The 23,498-nt window shown below is 69.7% G+C and carries 19 protein-coding genes and 1 riboswitch; of the genes, 8 read left to right on the forward strand and 11 right to left on the reverse strand.

Annotated elements, in window-relative coordinates:
* The first annotated feature begins 45 nt into the window (after window positions 1–45).
* The gene (locus MNQ95_RS10590; protein WP_241952847.1) at window positions 46–879 is read left to right on the forward strand and encodes a class I SAM-dependent methyltransferase; all 834 of its coding nucleotides are present in this window, start codon (window positions 46–48) and stop codon (window positions 877–879) included.
* Here the strand turns inward: MNQ95_RS10590 and MNQ95_RS10595 are convergent.
* The 4 genes from MNQ95_RS10595 to MNQ95_RS10610 all read right to left on the reverse strand — a co-directional run bounded on the left by MNQ95_RS10595 (window position 807) and on the right by MNQ95_RS10610 (window position 6,006).
* Window positions 807–2,663 carry a tetratricopeptide repeat-containing sulfotransferase family protein gene (locus MNQ95_RS10595; protein WP_241952848.1) on the reverse strand — a complete coding sequence of 619 codons (1,857 nt, stop codon included), beginning with the start codon at window positions 2,661–2,663 and terminating at the stop codon, window positions 807–809. The genes MNQ95_RS10590 and MNQ95_RS10595 overlap by 73 nt on opposite strands.
* 108 nt (window positions 2,664–2,771) lie before the next feature.
* A complete protein-coding gene (locus tag MNQ95_RS10600; protein WP_162408523.1) occupies window positions 2,772–3,629 on the reverse strand; it encodes an XOO1806 family protein in 858 nt (285 codons plus the stop codon).
* A 167-nt stretch (window positions 3,630–3,796) separates the two neighbouring features.
* Entirely contained in the window at window positions 3,797–4,687 is an 891-nt protein-coding gene (gene hslO, locus MNQ95_RS10605; protein WP_241952849.1) for an Hsp33 family molecular chaperone HslO, read from the reverse strand.
* Window positions 4,684–6,006 (reverse strand): aspartyl/asparaginyl beta-hydroxylase domain-containing protein, encoded by a 1,323-nt coding sequence (locus MNQ95_RS10610; RefSeq protein ID WP_241952850.1) that lies wholly within the window; start codon window positions 6,004–6,006, stop codon window positions 4,684–4,686. The genes hslO and MNQ95_RS10610 overlap by 4 nt, the downstream gene beginning before the upstream one ends.
* A 38-nt stretch (window positions 6,007–6,044) precedes the next feature.
* Here MNQ95_RS10610 and mtgA point away from each other — a divergent pair, with 38 nt between their 5' ends.
* The 3 genes from mtgA to MNQ95_RS10625 all read left to right on the forward strand — a co-directional run bounded on the left by mtgA (window position 6,045) and on the right by MNQ95_RS10625 (window position 8,266).
* Entirely contained in the window at window positions 6,045–6,764 is a 720-nt protein-coding gene (mtgA, locus tag MNQ95_RS10615) for a monofunctional biosynthetic peptidoglycan transglycosylase (protein WP_241954412.1), read from the forward strand.
* 79 nt (window positions 6,765–6,843) lie between these two features.
* Entirely contained in the window at window positions 6,844–7,878 is a 1,035-nt protein-coding gene (locus MNQ95_RS10620; protein ID WP_241952851.1) for a glycosyltransferase family 2 protein, read from the forward strand.
* Complete coding sequence (locus MNQ95_RS10625; RefSeq protein ID WP_241952852.1) at window positions 7,838–8,266, forward strand: CBS domain-containing protein; 429 nt, start codon at window positions 7,838–7,840, stop codon at window positions 8,264–8,266. The genes MNQ95_RS10620 and MNQ95_RS10625 overlap by 41 nt, the downstream gene beginning before the upstream one ends.
* An 18-nt stretch (window positions 8,267–8,284) precedes the next feature.
* On the opposite strand, the gene MNQ95_RS10630 is transcribed toward MNQ95_RS10625, so the two are convergent.
* The 5 genes from MNQ95_RS10630 to MNQ95_RS10650 all read right to left on the reverse strand — a co-directional run bounded on the left by MNQ95_RS10630 (window position 8,285) and on the right by MNQ95_RS10650 (window position 14,708).
* Window positions 8,285–10,279 carry an AsmA family protein gene (locus tag MNQ95_RS10630; protein ID WP_241952853.1) on the reverse strand — a complete coding sequence of 665 codons (1,995 nt, stop codon included), beginning with the start codon at window positions 10,277–10,279 and terminating at the stop codon, window positions 8,285–8,287.
* Between the two features lie 72 nt (window positions 10,280–10,351).
* Window positions 10,352–11,029: a PAQR family membrane homeostasis protein TrhA gene (gene trhA, locus MNQ95_RS10635; RefSeq protein WP_241952854.1), complete on the reverse strand. Its 678-nt coding sequence runs from the start codon at window positions 11,027–11,029 to the stop codon at window positions 10,352–10,354.
* A gap of 110 nt (window positions 11,030–11,139) precedes the next feature.
* Window positions 11,140–12,744, reverse strand: a complete 1,605-nt coding sequence (locus tag MNQ95_RS10640; RefSeq protein WP_241952855.1) for a peptide chain release factor 3 — start codon at window positions 12,742–12,744, stop codon at window positions 11,140–11,142.
* Between the two features lie 81 nt (window positions 12,745–12,825).
* On the reverse strand, window positions 12,826–13,767 hold the full coding sequence (locus MNQ95_RS10645) for a peptidoglycan DD-metalloendopeptidase family protein (protein ID WP_241952856.1): 942 nt from the start codon (window positions 13,765–13,767) through the stop codon (window positions 12,826–12,828).
* Window positions 13,764–14,708, reverse strand: coding sequence for an NHL repeat-containing protein (locus tag MNQ95_RS10650; RefSeq protein WP_241952857.1), 945 nt, complete (start codon window positions 14,706–14,708; stop codon window positions 13,764–13,766). Before MNQ95_RS10650 ends, MNQ95_RS10645 begins: the two co-directional genes overlap by 4 nt.
* 236 nt (window positions 14,709–14,944) lie before the next feature.
* Window positions 14,945–15,064, forward strand: a riboswitch (SAM riboswitch).
* Window positions 15,065–15,135: 71 nt separating this feature from the next.
* Between MNQ95_RS10650 and metX the strand changes: the two genes are divergently transcribed.
* The 3 genes from metX to MNQ95_RS10665 all read left to right on the forward strand — a co-directional run bounded on the left by metX (window position 15,136) and on the right by MNQ95_RS10665 (window position 18,508).
* The gene (gene metX, locus MNQ95_RS10655; RefSeq protein WP_241952858.1) at window positions 15,136–16,170 is read left to right on the forward strand and encodes a homoserine O-succinyltransferase MetX; all 1,035 of its coding nucleotides are present in this window, start codon (window positions 15,136–15,138) and stop codon (window positions 16,168–16,170) included.
* Window positions 16,167–17,405: an O-succinylhomoserine (thiol)-lyase gene (locus MNQ95_RS10660; RefSeq protein WP_425605663.1), complete on the forward strand. Its 1,239-nt coding sequence runs from the start codon at window positions 16,167–16,169 to the stop codon at window positions 17,403–17,405. Before metX ends, MNQ95_RS10660 begins: the two co-directional genes overlap by 4 nt.
* A gap of 77 nt (window positions 17,406–17,482) precedes the next feature.
* Window positions 17,483–18,508 carry a homoserine dehydrogenase family protein gene (locus MNQ95_RS10665; protein WP_238390255.1) on the forward strand — a complete coding sequence of 342 codons (1,026 nt, stop codon included), beginning with the start codon at window positions 17,483–17,485 and terminating at the stop codon, window positions 18,506–18,508.
* On the opposite strand, the gene MNQ95_RS10670 is transcribed toward MNQ95_RS10665, so the two are convergent.
* Both MNQ95_RS10670 and MNQ95_RS10675 read right to left on the reverse strand, forming a co-directional pair.
* Window positions 18,495–21,647, reverse strand: coding sequence for a ligand-binding sensor domain-containing diguanylate cyclase (locus MNQ95_RS10670; RefSeq protein ID WP_241952859.1), 3,153 nt, complete (start codon window positions 21,645–21,647; stop codon window positions 18,495–18,497). The two genes, MNQ95_RS10665 and MNQ95_RS10670, sit on opposite strands and share 14 nt — an antisense overlap.
* Before the next feature lie 64 nt (window positions 21,648–21,711).
* Window positions 21,712–23,094 (reverse strand): L-serine ammonia-lyase, encoded by a 1,383-nt coding sequence (locus MNQ95_RS10675; protein WP_241952860.1) that lies wholly within the window; start codon window positions 23,092–23,094, stop codon window positions 21,712–21,714.
* Window positions 23,095–23,226: 132 nt separating this feature from the next.
* Between MNQ95_RS10675 and MNQ95_RS10680 the strand changes: the two genes are divergently transcribed.
* Window positions 23,227–23,454 carry a glutaredoxin family protein gene (locus MNQ95_RS10680; RefSeq protein ID WP_162408254.1) on the forward strand — a complete coding sequence of 76 codons (228 nt, stop codon included), beginning with the start codon at window positions 23,227–23,229 and terminating at the stop codon, window positions 23,452–23,454.
* Window positions 23,455–23,498: the final 44 nt, after the last annotated feature.

Genomic DNA, 23,498 nt, shown 5'->3' on the forward strand with positions numbered 1-23,498 from the left:
GGCTTCTGGCGTGGCTTCTTCGGCCGATTCCCGCCGTCCGGCAGGTTGCTCGACCTGGCGACCGGCAACGGGCCGTTGCCGCACATGCTGTGGGAGCTGCGCAAGGATGCCGCCGATATCGATGCGGTTGACCTGGCGGAACTGGCGCCGGCCTGGCACGAGCCATCCCTGCACGGTGGAGTGCGATTCCATTCCGCGGTGCGCATCGAGGCATTGCCTTTCGCCGATGCGTCTTTCGACGGCGTAGTCAGCCAGTTCGGATTCGAGTATGCCGATCGTGCCCGCGCGTTAGCGGAATGCCAGCGTGTCGCGCGGCCGCAGGCGCATATCGCGTTCGTGATGCACCACGCGGGTTCGGTACTGGTCAAGGTAGGGCGCGAGGAACTCGGCCACCATGCGAGGCTGGTGGCGGAGGACGGCCTGATGCATGCCGCGCACGACGCGATTCCATGGATCGCGCAGGCGAGGTCGGGCGTGCCTGCCAGCGATCCGGTGGCGGCGTCGCGAGCGCGCGACTGTTACAACCATGCGATGGAAGCGCTGGCTGCCGCGGCCCATGCGTCACTGGCGCCTGACCTGCTCCTCGAGGCGCGCGAGGAGGTCCACCGCTTGCTCGCCAGTGTGAGGGCCGGGAACGCCGCTTCCGTGCTGGCCGACCTCGATGCCTACCGCGGAGAACTCGAACGGGGCAGGTTGCGGACGGCCGAGATGGTGTCGCATGCGCTGGATCGCTCGCAGGTGGAGCAACTGCGCGAACAGTTGCAGTCGGCCAGGCCAGGCAGCTCCGTTGAATGCCGCGAGTTGAGTCAATCCGAGGGCGTGTTGGCCTGGTCGCTGGTTTCCACGCCGTCGGGAAGTCCGGCGACCGGCGACGTGTAAGCGTCTTCCGCAAGCGCTGCGAGCAGCGGTCCGAGCGCCTGCTCGTAGTTGCGCCAGCGACCGATGGAGCGGGTGTAGACCGGCTGCTTGACCTGCCACCGGCTTGGCGTCTGCACGCCGCGTTCGCTGCGATGGAACTCCAGGCAGGCGGGGTCCCATGGAAGGCCCGCGAACTCGATCAGTCGACGCGCCTGCTCCTCCGGTCGGGTCGCCAGCTGCTCGTAGTCCAGTTCGAGGATCGGTATCGAAAGCGACGCCTGCCAGTGCCGCATCAGGCGAACCTGGGTATTGATGTAGTGGCCGATGTCTTCCAGGTCGGTGGCGAGCTTTTCGTCCAGCGAGAAATTCTCCCCATAGACCGACACCGCGATATCGCGCGGATCGCGCCTGCACCAGATCACCCTGGCGCGGGGGAAAAGCAGCGCGATCAGGCCCAGGTGGAAGAAGTTCAACGGAGCCTTGTCGACCAGGCGCAACGCATCGGGCGATGCCTCCCGCGTGGCGGCACGCAGATAGCGTTGCGCCGCCGCTTCCAGCAGGTTGTCGGGGAGCGCGTCGATCGAATCGGGCCACGCATCGCGCGTCGCGGGGCCGCTGCGCAGGTTGCGTGCGATCAGGGCGATGTCGGGCAGTTCGCCGCCGCCGTGACCGGCGGGATGCGCCGCCAGGATCTGCTCGGTGAGGGTGGTGCCGCTGCGGGGCATGCCGACGATGAACAGCGGGCGAGGATCGGGATTGCCCGACCAGCGTGCGTGACGGGCGTCGAGCCGGGCGCGCGTCAGCGTGGCCATCGTATGGGCTGCATTGCGTTCGAACGCGGCCACGTCGCCGGGGCCGGTCATGCGCCGGCGCGCGGCATTGGCCTGGTGCCAGCATCCGATCGCGTCCGCATGCAGGCCGCGCCCATCCAGGACCTTGCCGAGCTCGTAGCCGATCAGTGCCCGGTCAGCGTCGGGGAGGTCGGCTTGCGCCATCAATTCCTGTGCCTGCGCGACCAGGGTGTCGTCGGCCTTGCCCCGGTCCAGCCCGAGCAACCCGCTGACCGGCGGCGCCCAGCCGGGATGCTCCACGAGTGCCGCGCGATAGGCCGAGCGCGCTGCATCCCGGTCGCCGACGTCTTCCTCGGTCTGTGCCAGGGCCATCCACAGATCTCCGGTCTGCGGATGGCGGGTGGTCGCTTCACGCAGCATCGCCTGGGCTTCGCCGTGCCGGCCGAGCCGGTTGAGCGTCTCCGATGTGCGCAGGACCACATGGGCATCGTCCGGTCGGGCCGTGAGCAACTGCCGCCAGAGTGGTAACGCGTCCTCCGGATAGCCAGCATGGAACTCCGACTCTGCCAGTGCCTCCAGCGTGCGGACGTTGTCCGGGGCCAGCCCGTATGCGCGGCGCAACGCCTGGAGGGCGTCGCCATGGCGTGCCAGGCGCTGCAGGGCAATGCCGAGGAGGTGCCATCCCTGGGCGTTGCCCGGCGCGCGCTCGAGGCTGTGCTGGAAGTGGGTCACCGCATCCGCGTGCCGCCCTTCATGGGCGAGCAGGCAGGCGAACTGGAAGCGGGTGGCCGGATCGCCCGGCACCAGGTCCGTCGCATGCCGCATGTGCACGATCGCCATTTCCGCATCGCCCAGTCGCATGGCTACCTGGGCCACCTGCCGGTGCGCATCCGCATCTCCCGGATCCACGACGCCCGGCTGCTTCAGCAGGCGCAGGGCGGCATCCACCTTGCCGTCGCGCTCCAGAAGCGCAGCTTGCCGCAGGGTGCCGGAAATGGGGCTGGAGGGATGCATTGGTGGTCTGTCCGCGCTGCAGGACAGACATTATCGCCGGATCGTCCCGATGTGCCGTTCGCTACCCCGAAGAGCTGCATGCCATGCGGCATGTGCCGGGTGCGTGGATCAGAGGCCCTGCTCGTAGCGCACGTAGGGCACGGTGCCCTCGTCTCCGTCGCTGTTCGACGGCGAGAACGGGTTCTTGCCCCGGGTGACGACGTTCTCGGCACCGACCGTGAGCTGGCCGCTCCACGGCGTGCGCCAGGTCAGGCCGAGTCCGAGGCCTTCCCACTTGCCATCAGGCTGGCCGGGCATGTCCACCACGCGGCCGATGATGCTCGCGCTGAAGGGGCCGTAGCCGCCGCCAACGCTCAGGCTCTTGCTGTCCCAGCGGTCTGCCACGCCGGGTGCGGCATCGGCGAGCGGGACCAGCCGCGCGCGCGCATAGGTGCCGGCGATGGATACGTAGGCTTCGGCACCCAGGTTCTTCTGGCCGAACACCTGCAGGTCGTTCTGTTCGATGCGGTCCGCGTGCGCAAGCGCGCTGCCGCCATCGGCGCTCAGCCAGGCCGGCAGCCCTGCGTTCTGGGTGGTGCCGGCGGACAGGCCGAAACGGCTGCCCTGGCGGCTGATGGCGGTGGTGGCGGAGAGCCGGCGTGCGCCGGGAGCTTCCGCGCGCCCATCGGCGCCAAGGCTGGCCAGCAGGCAGTGGCTGGCGAGGCTGTTGATGTCGCCGCCGCCGGGGCCGCTGCACAGCAGGCCCAGCGAATCACCGGCGCCCAGGCCAAAAGCCGCGTCGAGCGAATTGTTGCCGAAGTGCCAGCGGGCACCCGGTCCGGCTTCACCGGTAGGCTCGAGCAGGAGGATCGCCTCGACCTTGCCGCTGCCCTTGTTCCAGACAGGCAGCACGGTCTGCTTGTCCGGTGTCGGGGAGTTCGTCCTGCCCTGGGCGTGCACCATCGGCGCCGCGCAGAGCGCGGTCAGCAGGACGGCCAGCAGGGGCAGGCGGTGCAGGGACATGATGGATTCTCAGACCCGCGGCGGGAACGGCAGTTCCCGGATCCACGGTGACCCGATCGTATGGGATTTACAATTGATTAACAAGTTGCCGCCCTCCCCAGAACAGCTGGATCCGTTGCCCCTGTAACCGTTTACTGCAGGCGATCCGGCGCCGGCGCGTTGGCCGACGGCTGCTCGAACAATACGCCGATTTCGGTCAAAGGGAAGGTATAACGACGGCCACAAAAGCCGCACTGGATCTCGGTTTGGCCATCCTGTGCCGCGGCCCGGGCCTCGTCCTCGCCCAGCGACTGGAGCATGGCCGCGACGCGCTCGCGCGAACACGAGCAGCCGAAAGCCAGGGCCTTCTCCGCCAGTACCTGTGGCGCTTCCTCGTGGAACAGCCGGTGCAGCAGCAATGGCCCAGGCGTGGTGGCCAGTTCATCCGTGCCCAGCGTGTCGAACAGCGCGCAGGCGCGTACCCAGCCGTCCTGGTCGCCTTCATCGCCCGGCAGCTTCTGCAGCATCAGCCCGCTGGCATATCCGCTGCCCGCGACGAGCAGGAGGCGGCTGGGGAGCTGTTCGGACTGGCGGAAATAGTCCTCCAGCACCTCGTCCAGCGACGCGCCGGAGAGCTCGACCAGGCTCTGGTAGCGGAGCGGCTCGCGCGGGTCCAGGCCGGGATTCTCGATGGTGATGGCCAGCATCGGGCGCTCCAGGCTGCGAAGGTCCGATGGCAGGTCCATCGTCTCGTCCAGCTGGACGATGCCGCGCAGCTGGCCAGCGGCGGTGCATTCGGCAAACAGCAGGCGCAGGCCGGCATCCGCGCGCAGTTGCAGCGAGAGGCGTCCGTCCACCTTGGCGTGCGCGCTCAGCAGTGCCGCCGCGGCGCAGGCCTCGCCGAGCAGGCGCTGCGCCACGGGCGGGTACTCGGCATGCGACAGCAGCGTGGTCCAGCTGTCATGCAGCTGCACGTGCACGCCACGGACGCCTGCATGCGGGAGCAGGAAACGGGTGATCAGGTCGGGCATGGGATCGGTCACAGTTCCCCCAGGTCGGCGTCGTTGCCGTAGAAGCTCATCAGTCCGCCCGTCATCGCGGTCACAAGGTCGCGTTCCAGTGGCGTGAGCATGGGATGCCAGACATCGAAGATCAGGACCACCCGCAGCCGGTCGCTGCGGTTCCATGCTTCGTGCCGGATCGTATCGTCGAACATCACCAGCTTGCCGGGCTCCCACACGTGGGTCTCGTCCCCCACGCGCAAGGCGCAGTCGGGAGGGATGATCAACGGCAGGTGCACCGTCAGGCGGGCGTTGGTGGCGCCATTGTGCGGCGGGATGTGCACGCCGGGCTTGAGTGCGGAGAAAAACACCACCGGCGCGCGACCGGGAACTTTCATCTGCGGCGCGCGGGCCATGGCGGCCTCGGTCAGCGGGCAACGGTCGGCCTGGTCGTCGATCCGGCGGCCATGTTTCCAGAGGAAGTAGGCGCCCCAGTCGACATTGCGGTCGAGCGGGGCGAACTGGCCCTTGGGCTGTCCGTCGGGCGTCTGCACGTACGGCTCGAAGTCGGCATCGTGGTCGAGCAGGGCATGCAGTTCGCGGAGGATGTCGGGAAACGCCGCCTCCACGTCGGGCGCCCAGTCGAAATCCTCGCGATGGAAGATCGGGATGGCCGGCAGCCGTGGAATGGGCAGGGTGAGCGGGCGTGCGGCGGGGAAGCTGCGGCGCCCGGAGAGGATGTCGAGGCTGTGGCGGATGCGCTCGACCTCGCGGGTTCCGTGGCCGTGCAGCAGCGGTGACAGGTTGTCCTCCAGATGCCCGGCCAGATCGTCCTGGTTGCGGCGCACCGCCGCCTGGGCGTGCATCACCAGCTGCTGCAGGTGCTGCTGGCGCTGCACGGATTCGGGCATGTAGTTGAGCGCGTTGCCCCAGTGCAGGCCGGCCACGCGCAGCTGTCCGGCCTCCTCCAGCAGGCGGGCCTTCTCCACATGGGGGACCCAGGCGGTCGGATCGATCTGGATGGCCGCATCGATGGCCGCCAGGGCCCTGTCGCGGTCGCCGCGGATCGCGTGGAGGCGCGAGAGGCTGGCATGCGTGGTGGCCGTGCGCGGCGCCACGGCCAGGACGCGCAGCAGGTAGGACTCGGCGCTGTCCAGGTCGCCGCGGGCCAGGGCCTGCGCGCCCAGCTGGTTCAGTGCGCTCGCGTGCTCGGGATCGATGGCCAGGATCCGCTCCCAGAGGCCATGCGCCTCCTGTGACCGGCCATTGCGGGTCAGCGCCTCGGCTTCGGCGACGAGGGCGGCGAGCTGTTCGGGACGGCGGGTGTCCATGGTGGGGCCGGTCAGGGTGGGCGGACGCATTATCATTCCAGCGGGCACCGGCAGACAGGGGGCGTGTCATCGCAAGCGAAACCAGCACGCGTAGGCGACGCCTGTGGAAGTGGCTGCTGTGGCTGCCGCTGGTGTTCGTCGCCGGGACCGCGCTGCAGGTGGCAGTGCTCAGGTTCGTCGATCCCCCGGTTTCGGCATTCATGCTCGCGCGGCAGGGCGAGGCCTGGCGGCAGGGCGACTGGGATTTCCGGGCGGCCCACGACTGGCGGGACCTGGACGAGATATCCACCCACCTGCCGATGGCGGTGATCGCCGCCGAGGACCAGAATTTCGCCAGCCATTCGGGTTTCGACCTCAAGGCCATCGAGAAGGCGATCGACCACAATGCGCGCGGCAAGCGCGTGCGCGGCGGCAGCACGATCAGCCAGCAGGTCGCCAAGAACCTGTTCCTGTGGCAGGGGCGCAGCTGGCTGCGCAAGGGCCTGGAAGCCTGGTACACGCTGCTGGTCGAGGTGATGTGGCCGAAGGAGCGCATCCTCGAGGTGTACGTCAACGTCGCCGAGTTCGGCGATGGCATCTATGGCGCGCAGGCGGCGGCGCGCAGCTACTGGCACAAGGACGCCAGCCGCCTGACCGCGGCCGAGAGCGCACGCCTGGCCGCGGTGCTGCCTGCGCCGCGGCGCTACAGCGCGCGCAATCCCGGGCCCTACGTGCAGCGCCGCGCGCAGTGGATCCAGCGGCAGATGCGCCAGCTCGGTGGGCCGGACTACCTGGACCAGCTCGATTGAACCGTCGCGACGCCGCGTCGTTGCCGGCACGACCGCATCGGGCTGGCCGCGGCGGCGGGTGCTCCGTACCATCGGCTCCATGCGACCAGAATCACCCGGGCACGAACTGATCACCGTGGTAGTGGCTGCCTGCAACGAGGCTCAGGCGCTGCCGCTGCTGCATCCGCGGATCCGCGCGACCTTGGCCGGCTTGTCCGGGCTGCGTACCCGCGTGCTCTACGTCGACGATGGCAGCCACGACGGGACCTGGGAGGTATTGCAGGCCATCGCGGCTGCCGATCCGCAGGTGGCGCTGCTGCGGCTTTCGCGCAACTTCGGCAAGGAAGCGGCCCTGACCGCGGGCCTGGACCAGGTCGAAGAGGGGGCGGCCATGATCCTCGATGCCGATGGCCAGGATCCGCCCGAACTGATCCCGGAATTCGTCGCGCGCTGGCGCGAAGGCTGGGACGATGTCTACGGGACGCGGATCGAACGCGAGGGCGACGGCTGGATGCGGCGCGGCGCGGCAGCGGTCTTCTACCGGTTGATCGGCCGGCTCTCGCCCACGCCCGTTCCAGCCGACACCGGCGATTACCGCCTGCTTTCGCCGCGGGCGCTGGCGGCGCTGGCCCGGCTGCGCGAACGGCACCGGTTCATGAAAGGCCTGTTCGGCTGGGTCGGGTTCCGTCGCATCGCGCTGCCGTACCGGCGCGCGCCACGGCTGGCCGGCAGCAGCAAGTTCGGCTTCTGGCGGCTGTGGAACTTCGCCCTGGAAGGCATCACGAGTTTTTCCACTGCGCCGCTGCGCATGGCCACCTATGTCGGCATCATGACCGCGCTTGCCGCGTTCGTGGGCGGACTGTCGATCATGGCCAAGACCCTGCTTTGGGGGGATCGCGTGGCCGGCTGGCCGACCATGATGGTCGTGATCCTGTTCCTGGGCGGGGTTCAGCTGATCGCACTGGGTCTCATCGGTGAATACCTGGGCCGCCTGTACGAGGAAGCCAAGCAGCGGCCGCTGTATGTGGTGGATACATGGCAACCGGTCGCCGCAGGAGTATCCTCTGGCGAGGAATACGCTGACGGAGTTGTCCATGCGCACGGTACGCCAACTGCTGGCGGACAAGCCGGCTGAAGTCTTCGCGGTGGCGCCGGAGGCGCCGGTCGTGGAAGCGATCCGCCTGATGGCCGACAAGTCGATCGGCGCGGTCCTAGTCCTGCGCGGCGACGTGCTCGCCGGCATCCTGTCCGAGCGCGATTACGCGCGGAAGGTGGTGCTGCAGGGGCGGTCGTCCGCCGATACGCCGGCCAGCGCCATCATGACCGCCCAGGTAATCACCGTTTCGACCGACACGCCGGTGCACGCGTGCATGCAGCTGATGACCGAGCGCCGCATCCGCCACCTGCCGGTGGTAGAGGGCGGGCATGTGATCGGCGTGATTTCGATCGGAGACCTGGTCAAGGCGGTCATCGCCGACCAGCAGCTCGAACTGGAACAGCTGCAGCGCTACATCGCCAGTTGAGCGGCGCGCGCGCAGGCTTCAGCGCGCGTATTTCCCGCCACAGTCGCTGTCTTCGCCCGGCCCGGTCTCGAACGTCGCCAGGAGCGCCGCCGGTGGCGTGATGCTGGCCAGCGCGAGCGCCACCGCGCCACGCAGGCCCAGCGCGGCGAAATCCGGGCGGAACGACGGATCCTTGAAGGTTCCGCCGACCCGCAGCGGCGAGCGCAGCGAGAGGATGCTGCGGTCCTTCGGGCGCGGCCGCAGGAGCAGATCCAGGCTCTCGTCTTCCAGGTTGATCGTGCCTTCGCCGACGATGATCGTATCGGTGCTGTCGAACGCCAGCGCGCGCGAAGTCATCAGGCCATCCTGCACGCCGAAGTCGGCGAACGCGCAGCGGATCGGCACCTGGCGGTCCTTGGTGAGGAGGAACTTGAGCGACTCGGCGATATCCAGGCCGGCCAGTTCCATGACCAGGTTGCTGATCCGGCCGCGGCCCATGCCCAGTCCGACGTCGCCGTCGGCGCTGCCGAGGATGGCGGCGATCGAATCGCCGCGGCCGTGCAGCGAAATGTCCCCGCCGATGCGCCCGGCAGCGCCTTGCGCGAGTTCGGCCTGGGCCAGCAGCTTGGGCAGTTCCACCCCGCGCACCGCGATCCGGGCCCGCGTATCGATCGGCTGCTTGCGCGCGTCCATGCGGATGGTCGAGCGCACGTCGCCGCCGGCTACGCCGAAGTTCAGCGGTTCCAGGCGCAGCACGCCCCCGTCGAGCAGCAGGTGCGCGTCCATGTCGTCGATCATCGGCAGCTTCGGCGCGTGGATCCTCTCCGCGCGCCAGCGCACGTCCGCATCCATCGCGTTGAGTTTGGTGAGGTCGTAGGGCGTATCCGGCAGCAGGCGTGGACTGGCCGCCCGTTTGGCCGCCTCGGCCTTCTGCTCGGCGTTGGCCGTCTCCTTGCCCCCGGTCGAAGGCGGGGCGCCGAGGAACCCGGCGAGGTCGTCGAAGTCCAGGCGCCGCGAGAGCAGTTGCGCGGTGAACATGGGGCGCGCACCGGAGACGTCGACCTGCACGTCGCCGGCAAGGTCGCTGTCGCCGACCACGCCCTTGAAGCCGTCGTAGCGCCACACATCGCCGTTGCGGCGCAGGCGCCCGTCCAGGCGGTAGGGCGGCGAGGGCGGCAGGGCCAGGCCGAGCAGGGGGTACAGGTCCTCGAGGTCCTTCCCGGCGAGCTGCATCTGCACGTCGAAGGTCTGGAGCCGGAATGGATTGGTGAGCGTGCCGCTGGCGCTGGCCCGGGTCGCCCCGGCGCGGGCATCCAGGTCGATGCGGTAGGGCGTGTCGCTGTCGGCCAATGCCAGCGGCGACGCGGCCTGGCCTTCGAGCCGGAACGCCGCGCCCCGCCAGTGCCCGCGCCCCTTCACCGCAACCGGGGCAGCCGCCTGCGCGGGCTGGGCGCGCTGCGCGGCTTCCGGCGCAACGCTGTCGAGGGTGATGTCGATGTCGGTCTTCTCGGCCGCATCGGTGAAGCGCAGCCGACTGTCCTCGATCCACAAGCGGTCCAGTCGCCAGCGAGGCTCATCGGTCTCGGCCGCGTCGGGCTTGCCGTCGTCGAATACCCAGTTGCCGCCGCCGCGCGGAGCGGTTTCGAGCCAGACATTGGCGCGCGTGGCGCGCACCTCCTTCATGCGCAGGCGCAGTGCCAGCAAGGGCCACGGCGCGATGTCGATCTCCACGCGTTCGGCGCTGCCCATGCGCGGCTCTTTCGACCAGGGCGCGTTCGCCAGCCGCAGCTGGTCGGCCGAGACGGTGATCGTGCGCCCCAGGTCGACGTCCAGGTCACCGTCGATGCGGAACTCGCGCCCGGTGGCGCTACTGACCGCGCGCTCGAGCGGCGGCTTGAACCAGTTCCAGTCGAACAGCAGCCATACCACCAGCACGACCAGCGCCAGCGTGCCGAGCACGATGCCGGCCCGGCGCGAGGGGCGCCATTGGCGGACACGATAAAGGCGGTTCCTGCTGGAAGCTGACCCGTTCATGCGGCCAGTATCGGCATGCCGTGTGCACGCCACGCGAAGCGCCGGAGCGCATGTTCACGCGAGGCCTGCGGGTCAGGCCTGCTGCAGGCGCGGCATCAATACCTGTGCGCTGACCGCGACGAAATGGCAGACGCTGCCGGCGATCACGAACAGGTGCCAGATCGCATGCGAATAGGGGATCGATTCGCGATGGTAGAAGTAGGTTCCGAGGGTGTAGAACACGCCGCCCGCGAGCAGCCAGCCCAGCGTCCATGCATCGATCGATTCGAGCATCGGCTTCAACGCCACCACGATCAGCCAGCCCATGGCGATGTAGAGGGCCGTGGACAGGCGCGGGAAGCGCCCAGTGTAGAAAAGCTTGAACGCCACGCCGGCTAGGGCGATCGTCCAGATCGCCGCGAACAATCCCCAGCCCCAGGGGCCGCGCAGGCCGATCAGGGTGAAGGGCGTATAGGTACCGGCGATCAGCAGGTAGATCGCACAGTGGTCGAACACCTTCAGCCGGCCCTTGGCCACCGGGTGCTGGATGGCGTGGTACAGGGTGGAAGCGGTGTAGAGCAGCAGCAGCGCCACGCCGAACACGATCGCCCCGGCCAGCTGCCAGCCATCGCCATGGATCGCCGCCAGGGTGATCAGCACCGCGCCACCGGCCAGCGCGGCGGCGGCGCCGAGGCCATGGGTCAGTGCGTTGGCGATTTCGTCGCGCACGTGGTGCGCGGCGTCTCGGGTGGGGGACGGGGCGGCCGGCATGCGCCGCAACTTACTGCAAGCACGCGATGCGTGCATCTGTACGCAGCAGGCCCGAATGGGATGGTGGCGGGTCGTGCATGGCAGGCGCCGGCAAGCGGCGCCTGACGGGCTCAATCGACCGCGACGCTGTGCGCATGCTCGCGGGTGGCGCGGAAGATGACGCCCGGCGCGCGCTCCTGGGCCAGCTGCAGGTTGACCCGGGTGGGCGCGAGGTAGACCAGTTCACCGGCTGCGTCGATGGAAAGGTTCATCGCGTTCTTCTCGCGGAACTCCTCCAGTTTCTTCGCGTCGGCGCAATGGATCCAGCGCGCGGTAGCCACACCGACCTGCTCGAAGCTGGCATCCACGCCGTATTCGTCCTTGAGCCGATAGGCGACCACGTCGAACTGCAGCACGCCGACCGCGCCCAGGATCAGGTCGTTGCTCATCAGCGGGCGGAAGAACTGGGTGGCGCCTTCCTCCGACAGCTGGGCCAGGCCCTTCTGCAGCTGCTTGAGCTTGAGGGGGTCGCGCAGGCGCGCGCGGCGGAACAGCTCCGGGGCGAAGTTGGGAATGCCGGTGAACGACAGCGCCTCGCCTTCGGTGAAGGTGTCGCCGATGGAGATCGTGCCGTGGTTGTGGATGCCGATCACGTCGCCGGGGAAGGCCTCGGAGGCGATCTCGCGGTCGGAGGCCATGAAGGTCAGCGCGTTGGCCAGTTTCACTTCCTTGCCGGTGCGCACGTGGAAAGCCTTCATGCCGGCGGTGAACTGGCCCGAGCACACGCGCATGAACGCGACGCGGTCGCGGTGCTGCGGGTCCATGTTGGCCTGGATCTTGAACACGAAGCCGGTCAGCTTGTTCTCGGTCGGCGCCACTTCGCGTCCGGTGGTCGCGCGGGGCTGCGGCGGCGGCGCGTGCTCGACGAAGAAATCCAGCAGCGGCTGCACGCCGAAGTTGTTCACGCCCGAGCCGAAGAACACCGGGGTCTGCTCGCCGCGCAGGTAGGCGGCCTTGTCGAACGGGTGGCTGGCGCCCTGGACCAGTTCGAGTTCCTCGCGCAGCTGGGCGAGCATCTCCTTGCCGATCTTCTCCTCCAGTCCCGGCGCGTCGAGCGACGGGAAAATGGTCGAGTCCTGGCGGGTGAAGTTGCGGCCGGGTTCGTACAGGTGGACCTCGCCGGTCATCAGGTGGACCACGCCCTTCAGCCGCTGGCCCATGCCGATCGGCCAGGTCACCGGCGCGCACTGGATGCCGAGCACCGTCTCGACCTCGTCGAGCAGGTCGATCGGGTCCTTGCCCTCGCGGTCGAGCTTGTTGATGAAGGTCATGATCGGCGTGGCACGCAGGCGGCACACCTCCATCAGCTTGATGGTGCGCTCTTCCACGCCCTTGGCCACGTCGATGACCATCAGCGCCGAGTCCACGGCGGTGAGCACGCGGTAGGTGTCCTCGCCGAAATCGGCGTGTCCCGGCGTGTCGAGCAGGTTGATGACGCGACCCTCGTACGGGAACTGCATCACCGAGGACGTCACCGAGATGCCGCGCTCCTTTTCGAGCGCCATCCAGTCCGAGGTCGCATGGCGGGCCGCCTTGCGGCCCTTGACCGAGCCGGCCATCTGGATCGCGCCGCCGAACAGCAGCAGCTTCTCGGTCAGCGTGGTCTTGCCGGCGTCGGGGTGCGAGATGATCGCGAAGGTGCGCCGGCGCGCGGCTTCGAGGGAGATTTCGGACATGGGGGCTGGCGCCGGGAGGCGCGGGGTGCTGGCGGAAACGGCGGATTATACCGGGCCGGCCCTCCCGGACCCGACCGGGGTTCAGCGGCCGGCTTCGTCACGGGCGAACTTCAGTTCACCCAGCGCGCCGAACATGCGGAACGGGATGGCCTCCAGGCGCATGCCGCGGTTGGCCTGGACGACGAAATGAAGGTGGGGAGCCGTGCTGAAGCCGGTGTTGCCCGACAGGGCGATGCGCTGGCCCTGCCGGACCTGCTGCCCGACGCGCACCTCGACGCCCTCGGGCTTGAGGTGCGCATACAGGGCCATGCTGCCGTCGTCGTGGAGGATGCGGATGTAGTTGGCGCGACCGCCGTAGCGTTCGCGATCCAGCCCGGTCCGTTCGAAATCCGATTCCACCTGCAGGATCACGCCCCCGCGCGCGGCCAGCACCGGCGTGCCCTCGGGCAGGGCGAAATCCACCGCGTAGTGGTTCTGCGGGTCGTTGTGGCTGAAGCGGCCGCCAAAGCCCTGGTCGACGCGGACGCGCCCGTAGTCGAACGGCACGCGGTACTCGAAATCGAAGGGACGCGCCCGCGGGTCGCCCGGCAGCTGGTCCAGGACCACCTCGAAGGCGTTGGGCATGCGCGGATCGTCCGGGTACACCCGCGCCAGCACGCGGCTCGCACGGGCCGGAACCACGCTGCTGGCCGGCAGCGCGGGCACCGGACGCACGTTCTCCGCGCGTGCCAGCGCCAGTTGCACTTCCACCGGGCCCGGCGCGCGGTTGTCGGCCACCACCTCGTAATGGCTGCCGCGGTCGCGCACATGCAGCCCGACCGGATCGGTGGGGCTGCGCCGGAACGAGGACGCCTGCACCCCGTCCACGTCCCCGGCAGGCGGGCGATCTCCGAAGACCGGCGTGCCCTGTGCGTCTTTCCAGCGCCAGAAGCGTGCAGCGTCCGCGGGCAGCGCGATTGCCAGCGCCACTCCCGCCGCAGCCGCCAGCAGCCAGCCGACCGGGCGGGCGCGGCCGTGCGTCATTCCAGGCAGGCGGGCGCCAGCCGCAGGCGGCGCACGAGGTTGCCCAGGTCGAAAGCGGACACGGCGTGGTCACGGTTCAGGGCGAACAGCACGCCGTGGGGGAAGCGGGTCGTGGCACGCGGGTGCAGTGCGACGCCGTCCGTCAACGCGGTCCGCGCGCCGGTGAAGCTGCCGGCCGGCTTCAGGGTGGTCCGTTCGAAGAGGTGGAACCGGGTCGGATCCAGCTGGTCGACCGCGACCCAGTAGCCGGCGTCGTCGCCACAGGGCCACAGCACCACGCCCTCGGCGTCGTCCTCGAACGGTGGCAGGTTGCGCCCGAGGAAGCGGCCATCGAGCGAATATTCGCGCAGCGTGGCGCCGACGCGGTTGTCCTCTTCGGCGATCAGCAGGCGTCCATGGGCAGGATCGCCGGCAATCGATTCGACCATGCGCAGGGCGCCGGCGTCGCCGGTATCGCCGAAGGCGCCGAGGTAGCCAGCTTGCAGGCGGCCACCGGCATCCACCGAGACGCGATAGCGCTTGATCCGTTCGGCCAGGCGCTCGCGCGGCGGCAACTGCGCGGCAGCGAAATCGGCCATGAAGCTGTCGGTCACGTAGACGACGAGACCTTCCGGCGCGGACGCATCGATCCAGATGCCGTAAGGAAGCTGCAACTCGCCGGTACCGAAGTCGCCGAGCACGGTGAAGTCCGGAAGGTGGATCACCTGGACGCGCTGGCCGTCACGCTCGACCACGAACAGCAGGTCGCCCGACACGGCCACGCCGTTCGGGCGATGGAACTGCCCGGGTCCGGTGCCCGGTCCACCGGAGGCGCCGATGCGCACGCCGCTGTCCGCGTCGAACAGGAGCAGGCGCTGGCCCTCCTTGGCCGAGGCGATCAGCCATGGACGCTGGCCGGTGTTCTGCCAGACCGCAAGCGAATCCATCTCTTCGCCCGCCATGGGCGCGGAGATCCAGGATTCGTGGATGACCGGGAGGGATGCGGCGGCGGCCGGGGCGGCGGGGACGGAGGGGGCGAGGGCTGCCGCGAGAAAGACCGCGGAGGCTCGCAGGAGTCGGGGGATGGCCTGCATGGACGTGATTATCGGCAGGTACGGGGTAAAACGTGAAGTTTGTAACCATCTCTCTATCCGGATGAAAAGATTGACAGCCGCCGGCGGGGGGTGGCAATCTGACCCCGCCATCGAGACCGGCGGAGGGAACAGGCCCTTTGATGCCGGGGCAGCCCGCGGACGCAAAGCGTCCGCGTAGGTGCCAAATCCTGCGGGGGACCTTAGCGTCCGTCGGAAGATGGTTCGTACCGTGCCAGCGCACGGCGAACGCGGGCCCCGCGAAGGCTCGATGGCGGTTTCCCTCCGGATCCCCGCCATGAGCCTCGTGAACACTGTCCTGCAATCCGAATTTCCCGACCTGAGCAGCGCGCCGTCCGCCGGCGATGCCGTGCCCTCCGCGCAGCGCGGCGAAATCGCGGTGAACCTGCCGATGCGCCATGCCGGCGTGCGCCAGGTCGTGCTGCGCTATGAACTGCAAGGTCCGGCCGACGCGCCGGTGGTGTTCGTCGCCGGCGGCATTTCCGCGCACCGCCATGTCTCGGCCAGCGAGGCCTTCGCCGAACCGGGCTGGGCCAATGCGCTGGTAGTTGCCGGGCGCACGCTCGATCCGGCCGGCCACCGGATCCTCGCTTTCGATTACGTCGGTGCCGACGGGCGCCTGGACGCTCCGATCGACACCATCGACCAGGCCGACGCCATCGCCGCGCTGCTGGAGACGCTGGAGATCGACCGGCTGCAGGCCTTCGTCGGCTATTCGTACGGGGCCATGGTCGGTCTGCAGTTCGCCGCCCGCCACCCCGGTCGCCTGGATCGGCTGATCGCGGTCAGTGGCGCGCATCGCCCGCATCCCTACGCCTCGGCGTGGCGCGCGCTGCAACGCCGTGCGGTGGCGCTGGGCCAGCTGCAGTGCGCCGACGCGCAGGGCCTGGCACTGGCACGGCAATTCGCGATGCTCAGCTACCGCACCCCGGAAGAGTTCGGTGAGCGCTTTGACAGCGCGCCGGAAATCATCAACGGCCGCGTGCGCTGCGCCGCCGAGGACTACCTGGATGCCGCGGGCGCGCAGTACGTCGCCCGCACGCCGGTCACCGCCTACCTGCGCCTGTCCGAATCGATCGACCTGCACCGGCTCGACCCCGTCTCGGTGGGCGTGCCGGTGACGGTGGTCGCGGTGGAAGGCGATCGCCTGGTGCCGCTGGCCGATTCGGTGGCCCTGGTCGAGGGCCTGCACGGCCGCGGCCAGCTGCGCGTGCTGCGCTCGCCGTACGGCCACGACGCCTTCCTGAAAGAAACCGATCGCATCGACCTCATTCTCGCCGCCGTCCTGCGCGGCAACGGAGCTTCCACGTGAGCAAGACCCCCACCCCCGCGAACGAAACCATCGACTGTCGCCCCGCCACTGCAGCGGTACGCGCCGGCATCGACCGCGACACGGCCTACGGTGCCGTCACGCCGCCGATCGTGCTGTCGAGCAACTTCAGCTTCGACGGCTTCGGCAACAAGCGCCAGTACGACTACACGCGCAGCGGCAATCCCACCCGCGACCTGCTGGGCGAGGCGCTGGCCGACCTGGAAGGCGGCGCCGGCGGCGTGGTCACCGCCACCGGCATGGGCGCGATCACCTTGGTATTGCACGCATTGCTGCAGCCCGGCGACCGGCTGGTGGTGCCGCACGACGCTTACGGCGGCAGCTGGCGCCTGTTCAACGCGCTGGCGGCCAAGGGGCATTTCGAGCTGATCACCGCCGACCTCACCGATCCGCGCTCGCTGGCCGATGCGTTGGGCCAGTCGCCGAAGCTGGTGTTGATCGAGACGCCGTCCAACCCGCTTTTGCGGATCACCGACCTGCGCTTCGTGATCGAGGCCGCGCACCGCGCTGGCGCGCTGGCCGTGGTCGACAACACCTTCCTCTCGCCGGCGCTGCAGCGTCCGCTCGCCTTCGGCGCCGACGTGGTGCTGCATTCGACCACCAAGTACGTCAACGGCCACAGCGACGTCGTCGGCGGGGCGGTCGTCGCGCGCGATCCGGAGCTGCACCAGCAGCTGGTCTGGTGGGCGAACGCGTTGGGCCTGACCGGTTCGCCCTTCGACAGCTTCCTGACCCTGCGCGGCCTGCGCACGCTGGATGCGCGGATGCGCGTGCACCAGGAGAACGCCACGGCGATCGCGGCACTGCTGGACGGGCACGCGGCGGTGGAGAAGGTCTACTTCCCCGGCCTGGAGTCGCATCCGGGTCATGCGCTGGCCGCGCGCCAGCAGAGCGGGTTCGGCGCGATGCTCAGTTTCGAGCTGGCCGGCGGCGAACCGGCAGTGCGTGCGTTCGTCGATGCGCTGCGCTGGTTCACCCTGGCCGAGTCGCTGGGTGGCGTGGAGAGCCTGGTCGCGCATCCGGCGACGATGACCCATGCGGCGATGAGCCCCGAAGCGCGGGCCAAGGCCGGCATCTCCGACGGCCTGCTGCGCCTGTCGATCGGCATCGAGGCCTGCGAGGACCTGGTCGTCGATGTCGCTGCGGCATTGCAGGCCGCGCAGGCCGCCGTGGTCGGCGCGCGCGGGGAAGTGGTGGTGCAGCGGGTGGATGCATGAGCGCTGCCTCCGGGCTGGCGCCACGGCGCTCAATCGCACCACGCACCGCGCTGGAGCGAAGCGCGCCAGTGCGCCGCATGGCGCTGCTCGGGACCGGTACGGTGGGCGCGGCCTTCGTGGATCGCTACCAGCGCCTGCAGGCGCGCGGCCTGGAACTGCCGCGCGTGGCCTGGCTTGCGAATTCGCGCAGCGTGCAGGGCTGCGGCGAGGGCCTGCTGCCGGCGATCGAACGCGCCAACGCCGCGCCACGCCGCACGCTGGCATTGCAGGGCTGGGCAGAGGCCGAAGCGCTGCAGGCGGGCGACATCCTCGTCGATGCGACCGCCAGCGAACTGGTCGCCGACTGGCACCCGGAATGGCTGGCGCGGGGCGTCAGCGTGGTCACCGCCAACAAGCTGGGCCACGGTTCCCTGCTCGCCCGGTCGCAGGCCATCGCCGATGCACAGCGCGGGACCGGCGGCCGCTACGGCGACAGCGCCACGGTCGGGGCGGGGCTGCCGCTGCTTGGCAGCCTGCGTGCGTTGGTCGCCGGTGGCGACCGCATCCACGCGGTGGAAGGCGTGCTGTCCGGCTCGCTCGCCTGGCTGTTTGATCGTTTCGATGGCACCCGGCCATTCTCGGCGTGCGTGCGCGAGGCGATGGCGGCCGGATACACCGAACCGGATCCGCGCATCGACCTGTCCGGCGAGGACGTGCGCCGCAAGCTGCTGATCCTGGCGCGCGCGGCGGGGCTGCCCTTGGAGCCTGCGCAGGTGCAGGTCGAATCGCTGCTGCCGCCCGCGTTGGCGGCTGCCTCGCAGGAGGCGTCCGCAGGCCTGCTCGAACTGCTTGATGCGCCGCTGGCCGCGCGCCTGCGCGAAGCGCAGGCTGCCGGGGCCCGATTGCGCTTCGTCGGGCGCTTCGACGGTGAAGCGGCCACGGTCGGGTTGCGCGCGTTGCCGGCCGACCATCCGCTGTGCGGCGGTGGCGGCACCGACAACCGCGTTGCGGTGGTCAGCGACCGCTACCCGGTGCAGCCGCTGGTGGTCCAGGGGCCGGGCGCCGGTGCGGAGGTCACGGCCGCCGCTCTGCTGGACGACGTGTTGCGGATCAGCGCGGCGTAGTCGCCGCCCCCGCGTTTTCTTCCGGGCCGGACAGCTCCAGCAGTCCGGTTTCGACCAGCCACGACGGGTCGCCCCCGAACGCGGTCATGCCGGCGGGCGGCTGCGCGCCTTCGCGCGGCCGGTAAGTTGCCCAGGTGTCGCGTCCGGCGGCCTTGGCCCGGTACAGCGCGCGGTCGGCCAGGGTCACCATCTGTTCCCAGCGCAGCAGGCGAGGCGCGGCCGTGAACAGCGGGCATTCGATCAGGCCGACCGACGCGGTCATGCGGTGCGTGGCGCCGTCGTCCAGTTCGAAGACATGGGCACGGATCTCCTCGCACAGGCGCGCACCGATCTGCGGCACGCTTCCGCGCGGCAACGGCCGCAGCACGAGGAGGAATTCCTCGCCGCCCCAGCGCGCCACGTAGTCGCCCTTGCGCACCAGCGCGGTCAGCAACGCAGCCAGCTGTTCCAGCGCGCGGTCGCCGGCGGCGTGGCCATGGGTGTCGTTGATCGACTTGAAGTGGTCCACGTCCAGCAGCGCGAACACGAGCGCCTCCTCGCCGGACTGGTAGGCCGCGTCGCGCTCGTAGAAGGACAGGTCGGCGGGGATCTGCCGCGACAGGTAGCGCCGGTTGTGCAGCCCGGTGAGCGGGTCGGTGAAGCTCAGCGCCTCCAGGCGTGCATTCGCCGCCTGCAGGTCGCGCGTGCGCTCCTGCACCAGCGATTCCAGCGCGGCGCGCTGGCTGGTGTGGCGGCGCTGCAACCATATGTAGGCCAGGTACACGAGGCCGCCGACCAGCAGCGGCAGCAGCAGGCGGAACGCGAGCGTCTCGTGCCAGCGGGGCGGCACCGACAGCGCCAGTCGTGCCGCGCGCGCGACCGGATCAGCCTGCGCGAAATCGGCGACTTCGAAGCTGTATTCGCCCGGCGGCAGGTTGGTATAGGTCGCGGTGCGCAGGTGCGGTGCATCGGGCTCGCGCCAGTCCGGGTCGTAGCCGACAAGCCGGTACCGCAGGTGCACCGGATGCATCGGCTGGAACGAGGGCACGCTGAACTCGAAGCGCATGTCGCGCGCACCCAGCGGCAGCGCCAGCGCCGCATCGCGTTGCGGATGCCGCCATCGGCCCTGCACCTGCAGGCGCTCGATCTGCGCCTGCGGCTCGGCGCCCCGTGCCTGCAGCTTGGCCGTATCGATAAGCAACGCGCCGTCGCGCGTGGGCAACCACAGGGTGTCGCCGACCAGAAGGCCGCGGCTGTTTCCCGCGCCGTTGCAGCACTTGTCCGCCTGGCCACCGGCGCGGTCGGCACCGGAATTGATCACGATCTCCGCGGCAAGCGGGGACTGCTGCGCGATCGCGGCATCCAGGGCGTGGGCTTCGAGCGCCGCCAGCGGCACGCGGTACACGCCGCGCATGCCCGCCACCCACAGGTGGTCGTTGGCGCTGGCGATGTGGAACGCGATGTTCGCCGGGAGGCCCTGTTCGCGGCCGAGCCGGATCCAGCGGCGACCGTCGTATAGGCGCAGGTCTTCGCCACCGCTGACACCGACCACCCAGCGACCATCATCCAGTTCGTGGATGGCGGTGACCATGCCCGGGTCATCCAGCCCGGTATCGTGGCCCAGCGGCAGGATCCGGCCGTCGCGCCACTCGTACAGGCCGCGGTAGGTGCCTACCAGCAGGCGGCCGTCGCGGGTCTCGTGGACCAGGCGCACGCGCCGGTCGCCCAGGCCCTGCTCTTCGGTGTAGTGGGCGAGCTGGTTGTCGGGCCCCAGGACGAACAAGCCCTGGGTGGTGGCGAACCACAGGCGGCCGCCGCGATCGCGGACGATGCCGTTGACCTGCGAACCTCGCAGGAGTCCCAGCTTGGGAGGCACCTCGACGCGGTTGCCCTGGAGCAGCGCCACGCCGCTGCGCGTGCCGATCCAGGCGCGGTCGCGCTCCACCAGCAGGCTGTAGGCTTCCGGGTGCGGCAGGCGCGTGCCGGGCACGCGCAGGTGGAAGCGGCCCTGGCGGTAGACGTCGACGCCATCGCTCCCGCCCACCCACACCTCGCCATCGCTGCCCGGGGCGATCGCCCAGAGCAGCGGATTGCCCAGGCCCTGGGCGGCGCCCAGGCGCGTGGTCCAGCCGTCCCACAGGCGGGTGACGCCGTCGGTCAGGCTGCCCAGCCACAGGTTGCCGTCGCGGTCCTCGTGGATCGAGCGGATCGCGCGGCTGCCGGGAAGCTCCTGCACGCGCTCGACCAGCCGGCCATCGCGAAAGCGCAGCAGCCCGGTGGTGGTGGCGACCCAGAGGTTGCCATCGTGGTCGTTGCGCAGGGCTTCGACCGGACCGGCGTCCATCCGCTGCCAGGTGTCCGCGTGCAACCGGTACAGGCCTTGCGCGGTGCCGGCCCACAGGTCTCCCTGGGCATCGGCGGCCAGGTGCGACACCTGGGCCAGGGCGGCACTGGCGGGGAGGGTGGTCTGCTGTACGCCTTCGGCATCGATGCGGAACACCCGCCCGGTGCTGCCGACCCACAGGCCATCGGCATCGGACAGCAGGCTCAGTGCCGGACCGTCCAGCGGGGAATGCAGCGCGAGGGATGCACCGTTGGTGGAATACACGCCGTCGGGGCCTGCGAAGCGCAGCTCACCGCCGCTTTCGACGATGCTGCGGATCGGGAACGCGCCCTGCGCCTGGTCCGGTCCGGCCGCGACCGGTATCGACTGGAAGTGGCCGTCGCTGTGGACCAGCAGCCCCTGCGAGGTGCCGATCCACAGGCGGCCCTCCGCGTCGCCCTGCAGCGCCAGCACGTGGCTGCCCAGCTCGGGCGCATCTTCCTGGCCAAAGGCCACGAAGCGGCTGCCGTCATAACGGGCCAGGCCGCCCTGCGAACCCAGCCAAAGATAGCCCTCGAGGTCCTGGGTGATCGACAGGACGCTGATCTGCGGTAACCCGTGTTCCACGCCCCAGGTGTCGCCGACGTAGTCGCGGAACGGCTTGTCGGGTTGCAGGGCGCCCGCGACGCCGGCCACGCACAGCAACAGGCCGCCGGCCAGGCGGAGGCCTGCCCGGCACGCGCGGCGTGCGGATATCGATGGCCTGCCCGGCAGGCGGGGCCGACGAAGCATGGCGACGAAGCCGTTGATCGAGATCCCCCCGGTTCCCGTGGACATGTTTTAAGGCTTTTCCTTGAGCTGCACTAGCGGCCCGGACGCCGAAATCTGAAACTTCCCCTATTCAGCATTCGATGACGTTGACCGCCAGGCCGCCGCGGCTGGTTTCCTTGTACTTGTCCTGCATGTCCCGGCCGGTGTCGCGCATGGTCTTGATGACCTTGTCCAGGCTGACCTTGTGCTGTCCGTCACCGCGCATGGCCATGCGCACGGCGTTGATCGCCTTGACCGCGCCCATCGCGTTGCGCTCGATGCAGGGGATCTGGACCAGCCCGCCGATCGGATCGCAGGTCAGCCCCAGGTTGTGCTCCATGCCGATCTCGGCCGCGTTCTCGACCTGGCCGGGATTGCCGCCCAGCGCGGCGGCCAGGCCGGCGGCGGCCATCGAGCAGGCCACGCCGACTTCGCCCTGGCAGCCGACTTCGGCGCCGGAGATCGAGGCGTTCTCCTTGTAGAGGATGCCGATGGCCGCGGCGGTGAGCAGGAAGTCGAACACGCCCTGCTCGGTGGCGCCCGGGCAGAAGCGGTCGTAGTAGTGCAGCACCGACGGGATGATCCCGGCTGCGCCGTTGGTCGGCGCGGTGACCACGCGGCCGCCGGCGGCGTTCTCCTCGTTCACGGCCAGCGCGTACAGGTTCACCCAGTCCAGCGTGGTCAGCGGATCGCGCATCGCCGCTTCGGGTTTGGACGACAGTTCGCGATACAGCGCGGGCGCCCGCCGGACCACGTGCAGGCCGCCGGGCAGGGTGCCGTCCGAGCGCATGCCGCGGGCCACGCAGGCCTGCATCGCCTCCCAGAGCTCGCGCAGTCCGTCGCGGACTTCCGCTTCGCTGCGCCAGGCCAGTTCGTTCTCGAACATCAGCCGGGCGATCGGCAGGCCGGTCTCGCGGCAACGCTGCAGCAGCTGGTCACCGCTGGAAAACGGATGCGGCAGCACGGTGTCGTCGGCGACGATGCGGTCTTCGGCTGCTTCGTCCTGGTTGACCACGAAGCCGCCGCCGACGGAGTAGTAATCGCGGGTCGCGATCTCCGCGCCACTGGCGTCGTAGGCGGTGAAGCGCATGCCGTTGGTGTGGAACGGCAGCTTCTGCCGCTTGTTCATCACCAGGTCGCCTTTTTCCTCGAACCCGATGACGCGCCCACCGGGCAGGCGCAGCGACTTGTCGGCGCGGATCCTGTCCAGCGTGGCCGGGATGATGTCCGGGTCGATGCTGTTCGGGAGGTAACCCTCCAGTCCCAGCAGCAAAGCCTTGTCGGTGCCGTGGCCGCGACCGGTCAGGGCCAGCGAGCCGAACACCTCGGAGCGGATGCGCGCGACCTGGTCCAGGTGGCCGGGTTCGGCCAGCCAGCGCTGGACGAAGCGCGCGGCGGCGCGCATCGGACCGACCGTGTGCGAGGAACTCGGCCCGATGCCGATCTTGAACAGGTCGAAGGTGCTGACGGCCATAGGGGCGGGAGTACGGAAACCGGAAGGACGGCCATTGTATTGGTTGCACCTGCAACCGGCATGATGGGATGCGGGGCGATACCGGCTGGGCTACCGTGGCGCCCCCCGCATCGCCCCGAACCAGGAAGCTGCATGCCGCCCTACCTCCTCTACCAGCGCGACGACTGCCACCTCTGCGACATGGCGCTGGGCGTGTTGGCCCAGGCACGGCTGGACGAGCCGGAGAGCGTATTCATCGACGGCGACGAGGCGCTGGAGGCGCGCTACGGGCACCGGGTGCCGGTACTGCGCGATGTGACGACCGGCGCCGAACTGGATTGGCCGTTCGACGCTGAAGGCTTGCGCCGGTGGCTGGGGTGAACGTGGGTGGGCTGCCTCGCGCCCGCGGGTGTGTGGCCGAGGGC

This window comes from Pseudoxanthomonas daejeonensis, assembly GCF_022637495.1.
Lineage (GTDB): Bacteria > Pseudomonadota > Gammaproteobacteria > Xanthomonadales > Xanthomonadaceae > Pseudoxanthomonas > Pseudoxanthomonas daejeonensis.